Origin of the sequence: Amycolatopsis rhizosphaerae (assembly GCF_007713715.1) — a bacterium.
GTDB lineage: Bacteria > Actinomycetota > Actinomycetes > Mycobacteriales > Pseudonocardiaceae > Amycolatopsis_E > Amycolatopsis_E rhizosphaerae.
Genome location: NZ_VJWX01000147.1, coordinates 1 through 14,303, shown reverse-complemented (window position 1 = coordinate 14,303; position 14,303 = coordinate 1). Strand labels below are relative to the sequence as shown.

General features: G+C 72.1%; 12 protein-coding genes. 6 read left to right on the top strand and 6 right to left on the bottom strand.

From position 1 onward, the window contains the following. A partial coding sequence (locus FNH05_RS16490) for a 2Fe-2S iron-sulfur cluster-binding protein (RefSeq protein WP_144589157.1) occupies positions 1-725 on the top strand: 725 nt, incomplete at its 5' end. A 57-nt stretch (positions 726-782) separates the two neighbouring features. Here FNH05_RS16490 and FNH05_RS16485 read toward each other — a convergent pair. After that, the gene (locus FNH05_RS16485) at positions 783-1,214 is read right to left on the bottom strand and encodes a DUF6292 family protein (protein ID WP_144589156.1); all 432 of its coding nucleotides are present in this window, start codon (positions 1,212-1,214) and stop codon (positions 783-785) included. 101 nt (positions 1,215-1,315) lie between these two features. Between FNH05_RS16485 and FNH05_RS16480 the strand changes: the two genes are divergently transcribed. The 4 genes from FNH05_RS16480 (at position 1,316) to FNH05_RS16465 (ending at position 5,435) form a co-directional block, all read left to right on the top strand. Then, entirely contained in the window at positions 1,316-2,158 is an 843-nt protein-coding gene (locus tag FNH05_RS16480; RefSeq protein ID WP_144589154.1) for an MEDS domain-containing protein, read from the top strand. Further along, entirely contained in the window at positions 2,155-3,093 is a 939-nt protein-coding gene (locus tag FNH05_RS16475; protein WP_144589152.1) for an anti-sigma factor RsbA family regulatory protein, read from the top strand. Before FNH05_RS16480 ends, FNH05_RS16475 begins: the two co-directional genes overlap by 4 nt. A gap of 317 nt (positions 3,094-3,410) precedes the next feature. Next, positions 3,411-4,052 carry a PadR family transcriptional regulator gene (locus FNH05_RS16470; protein WP_222426624.1) on the top strand — a complete coding sequence of 214 codons (642 nt, stop codon included), beginning with the start codon at positions 3,411-3,413 and terminating at the stop codon, positions 4,050-4,052. A gap of 168 nt (positions 4,053-4,220) precedes the next feature. Beyond that, positions 4,221-5,435, top strand: a complete 1,215-nt coding sequence (locus FNH05_RS16465) for an FAD-dependent oxidoreductase (RefSeq protein ID WP_144589148.1) — start codon at positions 4,221-4,223, stop codon at positions 5,433-5,435. Between the two features lie 52 nt (positions 5,436-5,487). On the opposite strand, the gene FNH05_RS16460 is transcribed toward FNH05_RS16465, so the two are convergent. Continuing rightward, positions 5,488-6,342, bottom strand: a complete 855-nt coding sequence (locus tag FNH05_RS16460; protein ID WP_144589146.1) for an SAM-dependent methyltransferase — start codon at positions 6,340-6,342, stop codon at positions 5,488-5,490. 256 nt (positions 6,343-6,598) lie between these two features. Between FNH05_RS16460 and FNH05_RS16455 the strand changes: the two genes are divergently transcribed. Beyond that, the gene (locus FNH05_RS16455) at positions 6,599-9,028 is read left to right on the top strand and encodes a tetratricopeptide repeat protein (protein WP_144589144.1); all 2,430 of its coding nucleotides are present in this window, start codon (positions 6,599-6,601) and stop codon (positions 9,026-9,028) included. On the opposite strand, the gene FNH05_RS16450 is transcribed toward FNH05_RS16455, so the two are convergent. The 4 genes from FNH05_RS16450 to FNH05_RS16435 all read right to left on the bottom strand — a co-directional run bounded on the left by FNH05_RS16450 (position 9,006) and on the right by FNH05_RS16435 (position 14,203). Next, the gene (locus FNH05_RS16450; protein ID WP_144589142.1) at positions 9,006-11,645 is read right to left on the bottom strand and encodes an ATP-binding protein; all 2,640 of its coding nucleotides are present in this window, start codon (positions 11,643-11,645) and stop codon (positions 9,006-9,008) included. The two genes, FNH05_RS16455 and FNH05_RS16450, sit on opposite strands and share 23 nt — an antisense overlap. 80 nt (positions 11,646-11,725) lie before the next feature. Continuing rightward, on the bottom strand, positions 11,726-12,202 hold the full coding sequence (gene rraA, locus FNH05_RS16445; RefSeq protein WP_144589140.1) for a ribonuclease E activity regulator RraA: 477 nt from the start codon (positions 12,200-12,202) through the stop codon (positions 11,726-11,728). A gap of 52 nt (positions 12,203-12,254) precedes the next feature. Then, the gene (locus FNH05_RS16440; RefSeq protein WP_246127776.1) at positions 12,255-13,361 is read right to left on the bottom strand and encodes a cysteine--tRNA ligase; all 1,107 of its coding nucleotides are present in this window, start codon (positions 13,359-13,361) and stop codon (positions 12,255-12,257) included. A 23-nt stretch (positions 13,362-13,384) separates the two neighbouring features. Next, positions 13,385-14,203 (bottom strand): sigma 54 modulation/S30EA ribosomal C-terminal domain-containing protein, encoded by an 819-nt coding sequence (locus tag FNH05_RS16435; protein WP_342781567.1) that lies wholly within the window; start codon positions 14,201-14,203, stop codon positions 13,385-13,387. Positions 14,204-14,303: the final 100 nt, after the last annotated feature.

Here is a 14,303-nt window from a genome sequence, read left to right as displayed (position 1 = left end):
ACCACGTGCTGATCGCGGCCGGTTCCGGGATCACGCCGGTGCTGTCGATCGCCGCGACCGTGCTGCGCGAGCCGGGCACGACGGTCACCGTCTTCTACGGCAACCGCCGCACCGGCACGGTGATGTTCGCCGACGAACTGGCCGATCTCAAGGACCGCTACCCCGACCGGCTCGAACTGGTGCACGTGCTGTCTCGCGAGCCCCGTGAAGCGGAACTGTTCACCGGGCGCCTGGACGCGGGCAAGCTCGAAGGGCTGCTCGCCCTGGTGCCGGACCTGGCCTCGGTGGCGCACTGGTGGCTGTGCGGGCCGTTCGGGATGGTCACCGACGCCAGGAAGCTGCTGCTCGACGCCGGGGTGCCCGGCGGGACCGTCCACCAGGAACTGTTCTATGTGGACGATGTGCCGCCCGCTCCGGTCCGGCACGAGGACGCCGCGGTGACGGGTAGCACCAGCGAGGTGACGATCGTGCTCGACGGGCGGTCCACCACGGCCGCGCTGCCCCGGGACACCACCGTCCTGGACGCGGCACAGCGGGTCCGCCCGGATCTGCCGTTCGCGTGCAAGGGCGGGGTGTGCGGGACCTGCCGGGCCAAGGTGACCGACGGCGAGGTGGACCTGCGCCGCAACTTCGCGCTCGACGAGTCCGAACTCGACGCCGGTTTCGTGCTGACCTGCCAGTCCTATCCGGTCTCCTCGTCGGTCACCGTCGACTACGACCAGTGACGGCCGCGGGGAAAAACCCCGCGGCCGCCGGACAGGTCGGTTGTGAACTCAGGGAACTCAGGGAACTCTCTGTGCCGGCACGTGTACCCGCCTGCTCAGCCATTCCGCCAGGTCCTCGGGCGGCTCGAACTCCGGCGGTTCGAGCTGTCCAGGCTGGCGGTCGGCGACCAGTCCGTCGCGGAATGCGACAACCTTTCGGGGAGGCGGAACCAGATCCTCCCCGAGATAGGCCACGACGATGAGATCCTCGCCACAGTGGGTCTCGATCGCCGCGGCCCAGCCGTGGGAGTCGTCCCAGATCAGCGCGAGATCCCGGTCGGGGAAGCCGGGCAGGTGCTCGTCGAGGGCGATGTAGGCGGTGGCCGAGCGGCTCACGGTGCAGCAGGTGGATTCCGCGGCCACGCCCACGGCCTCCGCGATCGCGCCGACGTAGGCGCGCAGTGCCGACTCGGCCGTGTCCCAACCATAGATGTCCACGATCACACTCACTTTCCGTTCCTCATGCCGCCTGTGGGTACCCCCGCTTCCGGCGAACCAACCCTCCCCGCGGAACGCAGCGTGATTCGAACGCAGTCCGTACCCTGGTCGTTATGCGCACGTCGGGAGCGTTCGAAACCGCCGAGAACTTCGGTATCCATGACCATCTCTGCTGCGCGTACGACGACACAACGGAGTTTTACGCGCGCGCTGCGGAGTTCTGCCGCGGCGGACTCGATCAGGGCCTTCGGGTGTGCGTCGTCACCAACGGTGACGGCGCTTCTCTTCACGACGCCTTCGCCGATGATCCCTGGCTTTCCGGCTCCCTTGACGACCCGGCGATCCACTGGGTGTCCGCCGAGCAGATGTATCCGGCGGGGTGGTGTGCCGATCCGATGAACCAGGTGCGGCGGTACATCGCGGCGACGGAGGCGGCGCTCGCGGACGGGTTCTCGGGGCTCCGTGTGATCGCCGAGGCCACCGCCGCCGGCCGGATCCCCGAGCAGATCGAGCCACTGGCCCGCTACGAACACCGCGTGGACCGCTACATGGCGAGACACCCGCTGTCCGCGCTCTGCGGGCTCCGGCGCGCGGAGGTCCCGCCGGAATCCGTCGAGCAGATCGCGAGCCTGCATCCGGTGGCCAGCCCGGGTGCGGCGCAGTTCCACTTCTACACCAACGAAGAAGGCGTGCTCGCCATCAGCGGCGAACTCGACGGCGAGGCCGCCGTGGCCTTCGCGCTGGCGCTGCGGCGGGCCGAAACGGCCGCCCCGTCCGGCGAACTCGTGGTCGACGCCCGGGGGCTGACCTTCCTCGACCACCGCAACCTGTCCACCCTGGCCGCTCTGGCCGCGAGGAAGGAAGTGACCGTGCTCGTGCGCACCGGCAACCCGGCGGTGGGCCGTCTGATCGAACTGTTGAACGTGCGGGGGATCAGCGTGGAGTGCAAGGCATGAGAAGTGGTGCGGCCCTCGGCCATACCGGCTATTTTCACGAAGTTTCGGTCTACTCCTCCGACGAGGAGTTCCTGGCCGTGACGGTTCCGTTCCTCGAGGAAGGGATCGACGCGGGGGAGCCGACCATCGCCGCGTTCGACAGTGAGCGCCTCGGCGTGCTGCAAGGCGCGATGGACACCTCCACGGTGACCGTCGTGCCGATGTCGGAGCAGTACCGCAGGCCGGCCGTGGCGATCCGCCAGTACCGGCAGAAGCTGGCGGAGCTGACCGCCAAGGGCGCCCAGCAGATCCGGGTTTCGGGGCAGGTGCCCCACCCCGGTACCGGGCACCACTGGGACTGGTGGTCCCGGTACGAGTCCGCGATCAACGTGCTCTACGACGAATTTCCGTTGTGGGGCATGTGTTCCTACGACGCGCGCATCACCCCCGACGAGGTCCTCGCGGACGTGCGCCGCACCCATCCGTTCACGGCGGATCCTGGTGGCCACCACCACAACCGGGACTACCTGCCGCCGGGCGAGTTCCTGCCCTCCTGGCCGGCGGCGCCGCGACCGGCGCCCGAAAGCGGACCGCCCTTTCTGGACCTCCTGGGCCCGACCGCGGCGGAGGCCCGCCAGGCGGTGCGCCTCGCGCTCGCCGAGTCCCGTGTGGAGCGTGAGCCCGGCGAGGACTTCTTGATGGCGGTGAGCGAGGTCGTCACCAACGGAGCGGTGCACGGCGGGCCGCCGGTCCGCCTCCGCATCTGGAACCGCGGCGACCGGCTGGTGGCCACCGTGACCGACGGCGGCACCGGCCCGGCCGATCCCTTCGTGGGCCTGGTGGCCACCGAGGGAAGCCTGACCGCGGGTCTCGGCCTGTGGATCGCGCACCAGGTGTGCCGCCACGTCGCCCTGTACGCCGATGACGAGGGTTTCGTAGTCCGCCTCGAATGCTGAGACGGGCTTTCCAGCCCGAGGGCCGTGAGGAATCCCCTCACGGCCCTTTTTGCTGTCAGGGTCCGGGGAAAGCCCGGCCGGCTCGGCGGTGCACGGCCCGCCCGCCGGGCGAGTCCCACGCTCGTGCGTGTGTGTCCCACGCTCCGGCAGGAAGGAATGGGCGCCGTGAGGGACGAACGTGGAACTCGCGCTCCCGAACGTGGAACTCGTGCGCACGAGGGTGGGACACAAGCGCCGGAGGGTGGGACTCGCCCTGTCCCAGGGGCCGAAACTGTGTCATACTCGTCTGCGAGTATTCGTGGACGAGGAGGTGGGCTGTGAAACGGCGCAAGGTGGGCAACCTGCTGGCGCTGGCCGTGCTGGCCACCGTCGTGCAACGGCCCATGCACCCCTACGAGATCGCGTCCGTGCTGCGGGAACGGGGCAAGGACCAGGACATGAAGATCAAGTGGGGCTCCCTCTACACCGTCGTGGGCAATCTGGAAAAGCACGGGCTGATCGAGGCGGTGGAAAGCGGGCGGCAGGGTGGCAGGCCCGAACGCACGGTGTACCGGATCACCGGAGCGGGCCGCGAAGAACTCCTCGACTGGACGCGCGAACTGCTGTCCAGTCCCGAGCGGGAGCATCCGCGTTTCGTGGCGGGGCTTTCCGTGCTGGGCGCGTTGCCGCCGGACGAGGTGGCGGCGCTGCTGGAACTGCGCCTGTCTCGCCTGTCGGAGCAACTCGACGCACAACGCGCCGCGCTGGAGAGTCACCGCGGCCACCTGCCCCGGCTTTTCCTGCTCGAAGACGAATACGACCTCGCCGTCCGCGAAGCGGAGGTGGCCTGGATCCGCGCGCTGCACAGGGAACTGAGCGAAGGGTCCTTTCCGGACCTCGCGGCCTGGCGCGCGTTCCACCGGAGCGGGGACATCCCGCCCGAATTCGCCGAGATCGCGGAAAGGGGGAGCAAGCCCTGACAACGGACCCCGGCGGCGTGCGGCAACACGACGCCGAGGTCCTCACGCCCGCACCGGACCCGCACAGGGGCGACCCCGGCCACGAGGTGGCAACCGCAACAATAGCCGGGTTTTCCCTTCCCACGCAGGTCCGGGCACAGCATCGCATCCACAGTGGGGAGAACATCTGTGAACAGAGCACGCACCGCACTCGTCATCGGCGGCGGCATCGCCGGTCCCGTCACGGCACTGGCCCTGCGCCGCGCCGGTATCGAAGCGACGGTGTACGAAGCCTACGAGCATGCCGCCGACGGTGTCGGCGGCATGCTCGGCCTGGCCCCCAACGGTCTCGCCGCCCTCGAACTGGCCGGCGCCGGCCACGTGATCGGCGACCTCGGTCAGCCCGTGGGGTCGATGGTGATCCAGAGCTGGACCGGTAAACGGCTCGCCGAATTCGGGGGCGGAGGCGGGACACCCGTCTTCCATGCCATCTGGCGCGCCGACCTCTACCGTGCGCTCTACGACGAGGCGAGGGCGCGAGGCATCGCCATCGAACACGGCAAGCGGCTGGTGAACGCGGTGGAGCACGGCGACGCGGTCACCGCGGAGTTCGCCGACGGCACGCGAGCCACCGCCGATCTGCTCATCGGCGCCGACGGGATCCGGTCCACCGTCCGGTCCCTGATCGACCCCGCGGCGCCCGGGGCCCGCTACAGCGGGCTCCTCGGCTTCGGCGCCCGCCCCGACCGGCCCGCTGGTCTCCCGGACACCGGCGGCTCGATGTGCATGGTCTACGGCAAGCGCGCGTTCTTCGCGTACTTCGTCGATCCGGACGGTCGCGCTGGCTGGTTCGTGAACCTGCCGCGGCAGGCTCCGATGACCGCAGCCGAGGCGAAGGCGGTCGGTGCGCGCGAGTGGCTGCGGCGGTTGGAGGAGGTGTTCGCCGATGACCGCGTTCCGGCGGTCCGGTTGCTGCGGCAGTGCGAGCCGGACGAACTGGTGATCACCGGCGCGCTGGAGGACCTGCCAAAGGTGCCCGTGTGGAGCCGCGGGCGCATGGTGCTGGTCGGGGACTCCGCCCACGCCGCATCCCCGACCTCCGGTCAGGGCGCTTCGCTCGCCGTCGAAAGCGCGGTGCAACTCGCCCGCTGTCTGCGGGACGCGCCAGGGCATCCGGCCGCGTTCGCCGCGTACGAGGGGTTGCGCCGCGAGCGGGTGGAACGCGTCATCGCCGCGGCCGCGCGCGGCAACCAGCAGAAGGCGGCCGGTCCCGTGGCCAGGGTGGTGCGCGACCTCCTCCTGCCCCCCGCGATGAAACTGCTGTCCAAACCGGAGAAGATGGCCTGGCAGGTGGACTATCGCATCGACTGGGAGGCCCCGGTCGAAGCCACACCAGCCGCCTAGCGGCTGTTCGGCAGGCGTGGTGCGCCTGGCGGGAACGGATTCCCGCCAGGCGCTACGGCTTGCGGGCGACGAGCCCGGCGACGCAGCGGGCCGCCTTGCCCTGCGGGGCGAGCCGGGGGCCGTCGGGCCACCACTCGTCGCAGGGCACCAGGCCCGGTTCGCTCGTCGCGTTGGGACGGACGATCTCCAGGCCCCGCACCAGCGCCGTGATCTCGTCGCGGGTGCGGAACCAGCCCGCCCCCAGCGGCCCGGAGACCAGCGCGTTTTCGAACCGTCTCGCGACCTCGGTGAGCTCCGGGGTCTCCGGGTCGTAGAAATGCGAAAGCACCACATAGGACCCCGGTGCCAGCGCGTCGAGGTACTCCCGCATGATCTCGGGGCCTCCGTCGCCCGCGAGGTGGGGCAGGGTGCCGACGTGCAGCAACGCGACGGGTTCGCCGAAATCCAGGTGCCGGAGCACCACTTCGTGCTCCAGCACGGCGGACGGGGTGAAGATGTCCGCCTCGATCACGTGCACGTTCTCGTTCTCTTCCAGCAGCGCCCGTCCCTGGGCGAGCACCACCGGATCATCGTCCACGTAGATCACCCTGGCGTCCGGATCGACCCGCTGGACGATCTGGTGCGTGTTCTCCTCGGTGGGCAGCCCGGCTCCACAGTCGAGGTACTGCCCGATCTTCGTTTCGGCGGCGAGGAACCGGCAAGCGCGGGTGAGGAACGCGCGGTTCGCGCACACCAGTTCGGCCGCGTCGGGCACCGCGCCGAGGACGTGGCGCATCACCTCGCGGTCGGCCTCGTAGTGCTCCTTGCCGCCGAGGAAACCGTCGTAGACGCGAGCGATGCTCGGTCTCGACGCGTCCAGCACCGCCGGGAACCGGCTGGGGGGACGGCGTTCGGGCGCACCGGACATCGCTGCCTCGCGGGGGGTGGTCGAGCGGTTGACCCACTCAGAGTAGTGCCCTGCGTTCGACTGGTAAACGCCACACGCGGGGCTACACCGGTTCAGACCAGCCCGGCGGCCACGGCGTCCCAGCGGTCACCGAGTGCGCCCGGGACCGGCGTCCCGTGGGGTTCCACATCGAACCTGCCGGGGGTTTCCGCGCACTGGGTTTCACCGTCCGTATCCCGGGAACAGGTCCGCGGCGCGGACGGTTTAATGGAGGACGGTGAACGCGACACTGGCAGAGACGGCAACCGGGGGAAATTCCACGTTCGGCGAACTCGTGCTGCGGCACCGGCGGGCCGCCGGGCTGACCCAGGCCGCACTGGCCGGGGCGGCGGGCCTGAGCATCCGGGCACTGAGCGATCTGGAGCGCGGCCGGTCCCGTGCCGCGCAGCGCCGCTCCGCCCGGGCACTGGCCGACGCGCTGGCCCTCACCGGTGAAGACCGGACGTTCTTCCTGGAAGCGGCGCGGCAGGGGCGGCAGCGGGCCGGTACCGCCGTCCGGGCGTCCGGCGCACCGCTCGCGCTGCCGCCGGTGGTGTCCCGGCTGGTGGGCCGGTCCGTCGAGCTCAACCAGTTGCGGCAGGCGGCGGCCGCCGCCCGCGAGGCCGAGAGCGGGGTGGTCGTCTCCCTCGTCGGCCACCCCGGCGTCGGCAAGACGGCGCTCGCGGCCGCGGCGGCGCACCTGCTGCGCCCCAGTTTTCCCGACGGGGTCTTCGCCCTCGACCTCCGCGGCATGGACGACGAGCCCGTCACCCCGCGTGCCGCGCTGGACGCGCTGCTTCGCGCGCTGGGGGTGCCCTCGCCGCAGGCCCCGGCCACCGTGCCGCAGCAGGAACGGGAGTTCCGGTCGCTGCTGGCCGGCCGCCGCGTGCTGTTCGTCCTGGACAACGCGGCCGACGAGACCCAGGTCCGTCCCCTGCTGGCGCGCGTGCCCGGCACCCTCACCCTGATCACCTGCCGCCGCGCACTGGCCGGGCTGGAGTCGGGGCGGTGGATCTGGCTCGACCCGCTCAGCCCGGCCGACGCGGTCGCGCTCGTCGCCTCGATCGCGGGCGAGGAACGCATCGCCGCGGAACCGGAGGCCGCGGCGGAGCTGGCGGAGCTGTGCGGCAACCTGCCGCTGGCGATGCGCATCGCGGGGAACCGGCTGGCCAGCCGTCCACAGTGGTCCGTGTCCTATCTCGTCTCGTTGCTGCGCAACGAAAACACGCGCCTGGTGGCGCTTTCGGCCGGGGATCTGCGGGTGCGGTCGGCGTTCGAGATGTCCTATCGCAGGCTGTCCGGGCCGGCGCGCGAGGTGTTCGGCAGGCTCGCCTTCCTGCCCGGCCCGGATTTCGGGGTGGAGGTGGCCGCGGTGGCCACCGGACTGCCCGTCCCCCAGATGCGGGTCCATCTCGACGAACTGGCCGACGCGAACCTCATCCTCGCCTCGCCGGAGGACGGCCGGTACTCCTACCACGACCTGCTGCGGCTGTTCGCCCGGGAACGGTTCGAGGAGGAGACCTCCGGTGCGCCGGAAGTGTCCACTGTGGTGGACGCGGCGGTGGATCACCTGCTGGGCAGTGCGACCGAAGCCGCCCGGTGGTTCCATCCGGAGGCGGCCGGGGCCGGCGGCCGGTTCGGATCCCGGGAGGAGGCGGAACGGTGGCTGGACCGGGAGACGGCGTGCTGGGCGGCCGCGCAGCGTCTCGCCGCGCACGCCGGGCGGCATCGGGAGGTGCTCGCCCTGGCCGACGCGCTGTACTGGTACGCGGAGGTGCGGTCCCGGCAACTGCCCTGGGAAGAGGTCTTCGAACGGGGGCTCGAGGCCGCGCGGGAACTCGCCGCGCGGGCCGCGGAGGCGAAGATGCTGAACCTGCTCGGCTGGGTGCGCTACCACTGCCTGGCCGAGGACGCGGCCGCGCTCGCCACACACCAGAGGGCGCTGGCGGTGGCCGGGGAGGCGGGCGAGGTCGAGGAACGGGCCAAGGCACTGCGGCACCTGGCGGTGGTCCTGCTGCGGATGGGCCGCACCGACGAGGCACTGGCACACGTGCGCCGCGCGGTGGCCGGGGCCAGGCGGCTGGGGTTCTGGACCGGGCAGGGCACCGTGCTCAACACCCTCGGCGAGATCCTGCGGGCGGCCGGGAGACCGAGGGAAGCGTTGTCCGTCCACCGTTCCGTACTGTCCTATCTGGAAATCTACCGGGGTGGCGCCACCGCGGACACCTACCGTTTCTTCCGTTCGCGAACGCTGCAGATGATCGGGGCGGATCTGGCGGAGCTGGCGGACTGGCCGCGCGCGGCGCGCCGGTACCGGGCCGCCCGCGAGCTGTTCCGCGAGGGCCGCAACACCGCCGAGGAGGCGGAGGCGGCCGTGCAGGAAGGCGTCGCCTGGCGTGAGGCAGGGGACCACGCGGCCGCCGCGGACTGCCTGCGCTCGGCGCTGGCCGAGTTCACCGAACCCGCCGCGCGGTGGTCCCGGGCCCGGACACTGGTGGAGCTGGCGAAAACCCTGGAACTGACCGGGCAGGCCGGGGCGGCCGCCGAGCACCGGCGCAGCGCGCTTCACCTGTGCCGCCGGCTCGGCACACCGGCCGCGCGGCGGCTGGCCGCCGAACTCGAGCGGGTCGCGGACCCGCCCACGCTCAGGCCGGAAAGTCGCCGGTGAGGATGGCGGTCGCGAGTTCCACCCGGGAGCGGTAGCCCGTGCGCTGGAACAGCCGGTTCAGTCTGCCTTCCACGCTGTTCTCCGAGACCCGCAGCACGGTCGCCATCTCCCGGTTGGTCAGCCCCTCGCTCACCAGCGACGCGAGCAGCCGCTCCTGCTCCGCCGCCGTCGCGCGGTCGTCGGGAACGGAAACGCCGCGAGCCTGCATGATCACGCGCAGCCGTGCACGGAGCACCAGCGCGTCCAGCTGTCCGAACAGGTCGTAGGCCTCGGTCAGTTGCTTCGCGTCGCCGTGCCCATGGCGGGCGAGCATGAACAGCGTCTCGGCGATTTCGCTGGGCTGGCCCCGTTCCCGCACCACTCCCACCGCCTCGGCCGCGGCCGAGGCGTCGCCTTCGGTGACGGCACGGGCGAGCAGGTGGTTGTGCCGCGCCCGCCCGGTGTCCAGCCGGGTCGTGAGCCTGCCGAGTTCGGTCGCGCACCGGGCCGCTTCCCCGGCCGAGCCGTGGATCAGCTCCCATTCCAGCAGCCACAGCCACAGATCTTCGGTGCCCAGCACGACATCCTGTTCGGCGGCGCGCGCGAGCCCGGCGACCAGCAGCCGCCGTGCCCGGCCCACGGCGCCGAGCAGGTACTCCACCGTCGCCTCGGCGGTGTCGAGCAACTGGGTCTGCACCGGCTGATCCAGCCGCGCGTTGGCGAGGATCTCCCGGGCCCGCGTGAACCGTCCCCTGGCCGTGAGCAGGTACGCCATCATCCGGCAGATTCCCGTGTGCGCGGGCGGGAAGGCCAGTGCCGCACCGGTGGCCAGGGTGAGACGGGCCAGATCGAGCGCGCGGTCAACATCGCCGGACAGCGCCGCGTGCAGCGCCAGGTCCGAGGGCGGCAGGTCCCGCGTGGACTGGCCGTGCGCGGCCAGCAGGGCGTCGGCGCGGCCCCGTTCGCCGAACAGCAGGAGGATCCGGGCTCGGGCCTGGACATGGGGCACCCGGTTCCGGTCACCGGCCAGCATGGGCCGCAGTTCCGGCCGCGCCAGGGAACGTTCCAACCCGGCGAGGTCCCCCTGGAGCGCGCGGGCGGCCGGGCCGAACAGGAGTCCGAACGCGACGGCCGCGGCATTGCCCTCCAGCCAGATTTCCCTTGTCTCGTCGAGGAAATCGGCCGCCTCCGACCAGCGGTCGGTCAGGACCAGTGCGGCTGCCCTGGTCAGCACCTGGTTCGCGGGCCCGCCCGGCACGCTCCGCCAGTCCTCGTCGGTGATCCGGCCCATGGTATGCACGTCACCCATGCCGAGGAGCCCGGCCAGGCGGGTGATCTCCAGTTCCAGCAGCACTTCGGGGGGAAACCGGTCCGCGGCGCTCAGCGCCGCGGCGGCCGCACGGGCCGACGGTTCGGACTGCAGGGCGAGGTTGCACGCGGCGGCGTGCAGGAACATCGCCTCGGCCTGCCGCCCGGGATCGGTGAGCAGTTCAGCGGCGGCCCGCAGCCACCGCGCGGCGTGGTAGGCGTCGCCGAGCATGGCTTCACGGCCGCGCGCCAGCAGTTCTCCGCCTGCCCGGTCGGGATCGGCCGGACGACCGGCCTGCACCAGTTGTTCGGGGAGGAACCGGGGATCGCTGCCGGCGATCCCGCCCTCCCACACCGCGTCGATCGCGACCTGGGCGATCCGCCGTCGCTCGGACGAGTCGGCGGAAGACCGCAGCAGCCAGGCGAGGACCGGTACCCGGAACCGCAGGCTCACCCGGTGGATCAGTCCCTCGGACCACAGTGCGTGCAGTGCCGCCCGCACCTGGTCTTCGGCCAGCCCGGTCGCCTCGGCGACGAGCGGGACGCCCCCGCCGCGCGGGGACAGCAGCGGCGCCAGGATGGCGATCGCCTTCGCCACCGGCCACACGGTGTCGCCGAGTGCCCGGATCCCGGCGAGCGCGGTGTGGTCCGCGGGCAGGCGGGGAAGCTGTTCGGGCGGGAGCAGGTAGGCGTGCCGGTCGACCACCCGCAGCGAACCGGCCTCGCGGTAGCCGGTGATCGCGGCCTCCAGCAGGGCGGGGACGCCCCGGGCCGCGCGGCGCAGTGTCTCCGCCAGTTCCCCGGCGGGCCGGGCCCGCAGCAGACCGGTGAGCAGCACCGCCGTCTCGGCGCGATCGGCGGGCCGCAGGGCGAGGACCTCGGCCGTTCTTTCCCGGCACAGCGCGGCGAACGCCGAGCGCAGGCCCTCCGCCGCTTCGGGCAGCGGAGTCCGGCACGCGCAGACGACGGTCGTGGGCGGGTCCTGGGCGAGTTCCGCGAGCGAGGCGTCGTCGATCCACTGCACGTCGTCGAGGAACACCACCGCGTGCCGCCGCCCGGCCAGTGCGGAGCGCAGCCGTGAGGCCACCGAACCCCGACGTTCGCGATCGGTGCGGGTGATGCCCACCCGCACCGTCGGGACGCCCCGCGCCGCCAGACGGGCCTCGGCGTCGGCGAGCACGGTGCTGCGGCCCAGCCCGGCGGCCCCGGTCAGCACGACCAGCCGCAGGCCCGCGCCCGGGGCGGTGAGGGCGGCGATCCACTCGCCCGCTCCGGCCCGCCCGGCCCGTCGGAGCCGGTAGGGCCTGCTGCCGTCGGAATCGCTACGCACCCAGAAACTATAACCACGCTCCGTTTCCGACCCGCCACCGTCAGTCCCGGAGATCTCGCCGTCCCGCTGCGCCGGAGCCTTCAGGCGGGGAGGACGGCCACGCCGTCGTCGTCGGCGTAGAGCGTGTCGCCGGGGCGGAAGGCGACGCCGCCGAAGCCGACGACGACGTCCACCGCGCCTGCCCCGGCCTTGCTGCTCTTGCGCGGGTTGGTGCCCAGCGCCTTGATCCCCAGCGGAAGCCCGGCCAGCAGGGCGCTGTCGCGCACCGCGCCGTTGATCACCAGCCCGGCCCAGCCGTGCTCCACCGCCGCGGCGGCGATCACGTCCCCGGTGAGCGCGGTGTGCAGCGACCCGCCGCCGTCGACGACCAGCACCGCGCCCGCACCCGGGGTGCGCAGCAGTTCGCGCAGCAGGCCGTTGTCCTCGTGGCAGCTCACCGTCCGGATGGGCCCGGAGAAACTGCGGTGCCCGCCGAACTGGCGGAACTGCGTGTCGCACACCTGGAGCCGGTCGCCGTGCTCGTCCACCAGGTCCGCGGTGCTGAAGGTCGCTGTCACGGCCCCATCATGCCCCACGCCGAAGCCCGTCCCAGGCGGATATCGCTCACACTCAGGCCAGGCCGAGCGTGGTGACCAGCAGGCGCGCCGCCCCGCCGCCGAGCGCGATCGCGGCGTCCAGCGCCGCGGGCACGTCGAGGTCTTCGGCGAGCAGGCGGCGGATCTGCGCCAGGTCCTCCTCCGGGGAGCGGATTCCCCGTCCCGCGGCGGTGTGCAGTTTGTCCAGTCGCTCCGCGGCGGGCGCCAGCAGGTCCGGCGTGTAGTCCCAGTCGCGGGCCCACGGCCGGTCCAGGATCATCAGCCGGACCACGGCCGCGGGGTGGGCGGCCAGCAACGGGTCCAGCATCACCAGGTTGCCCGCGGACTTGGCCATTTTCGCCCCGTCCACGGTCACCTTGCCGACCCGGAACCAGGCCCGGGCGTACGGCGCGGTGCCGGTGAACTTCTCGGCCATCGCGGCGTGGTAGGCGTGGTGCGGATAGCGGAGGTCGGCCCCGCCGGCGTGGAAGTCCACCCCGATCCCGAACACCGACAACGCCATCGCGACGCATTCCGCGTGCCAGCCGGGACGGCCGGGCGCCCAGGGGGAGTCCCACGCCGGGTAGCCCTCCTCACTGGCCTGCCAGACCGCGGCGTCGAGCGGATGCTCCTTGGCCGGATCGTCGGGCCGTCCCCCGTATTCGGCGGCAAGGCGCAGCGCCGTTTCCGTGTCCAGGCCGACGGAACGGGCCACGCCCTCACCGCGGAAGTACACGCTCCCGGCGCGCTCGTAGGCGGCATCGGCGTCGAGCAGCGCCTGGGCCAGCCGGATCACGGGTTCGACGTACCGGTGCGCCCGGGGTTCGTAGTCGGGGGCCCGCACGTTCAGCGCGGCCATGTCGCCCTCGAACTGGAATTCCTGGAACGCGGCGAGATCGTCGTACCGGCTCCCGCTGCGGCGGGCCGCCTCGACCAGCACGTCGTCGACGTCGGTGACGTTGCGGCACACGATCGGCTCCACGCCGAGGGCGCGCAGCACCCGGCCCAGTGTGTCGACCCAGACGAAGGTGGCCGCGTGCCCGAGATGCGTGACGTCGTACGGCGTGATGCCGCACGCGTAGATCCGGGCACGGTCCAGCAGGGCGATCCGGCGCCCCGCCAGCGTCAGCGGTGGAGGCACCGAGGGCACCGATGGCGGCACGGTCACGGTTCTTCCGACGGCGCGATGAGGCCGTAGTGCCCGTCATAGCGGTGGTACAGCAGGGCACCGCGGCGTCGTTCGACGTCGAGGAAGAACAGGAACGGCAGGCCGAGCAGGTTGAGCCGGTCCACCGCTTCGGCCGTGGTCAGCTGGGGTGCGGGCTGCCTGCTGATCGTCAGCGGCAGGGTGAACGGGGCGAGTTCGTGGTCGTGGGGCGGGGTGAGCTGCGCGAGCCGGTAGCCCGTCTCCCCGGCGCGGTAGAGCACGCTGTCCTGCCGCGTGCCCGCCTCGGTGAACAGGAAGAAGTCGTAGTCGAGCAGGCCCATTTCGTGCGCGGCTTCGTCCACGGCCAGGCTCGTCGGCTCGTAGACCTTGTGCCGGACGATCTCCCGCTCGTCCTCGGGACGCGGGAAGTAGGCGCGCCAGGCCCGCGGCTCGGATTCGTGCCGCCATTCGTGGGGCTCGGCCGAGGGGGCGTGGCCGCGGCGGGCCTCCCAGTGCTGCGCGATCTTCTCGAGGCGGCGGCGCAGCCGCTCCTCGAGGCGGTCGACCGCTTCCCGCGGGTTGACCGCCTCGGCCTGCGCCCGCACGATCCGGCCGCTCACGTCGAGGTTGGCCTGCGCGACCACGGGCCGTTCCACCGCCGGGTCGCCGTGCCTGGTCAGCCGCACCCGGGCCGCGAGCACGGGCCGGTGCGCGAGCCGGAGCAGGCTCCCGATCTTGTCCCGCACGTAGTCGTCGATGCCGGGCATGTAACCGTGGAGGCTGACCCGGACTTCCGGTTGCTGGGTTTCGCTCAAGGGCGGCAAGGTCTTCTTCACCCCCTCTTGGTACGCCCGCGGTACGAGGGTGGGACAGGGCCTTAGGACCCTCCCTGTCCCACCCTCGGTCCCGGTGGCATCCGGGGCCGGAGTCCCTTGC

Bases quoted from the DNA above. Each gene is read 5' to 3' on its own strand.
- FNH05_RS16460 (WP_144589146.1), bottom strand. From the start codon at position 6,342: ATGTCCGGTGCGCCCGAACGCCGTCCCCCCAGCCGGTTCCCGGCGGTG.
- FNH05_RS16475 (WP_144589152.1), top strand. From the start codon at position 2,155: ATGAGAAGTGGTGCGGCCCTCGGCCATACCGGCTATTTTCACGAAGTT.
- FNH05_RS16480 (WP_144589154.1), top strand. From the start codon at position 1,316: ATGCGCACGTCGGGAGCGTTCGAAACCGCCGAGAACTTCGGTATCCAT.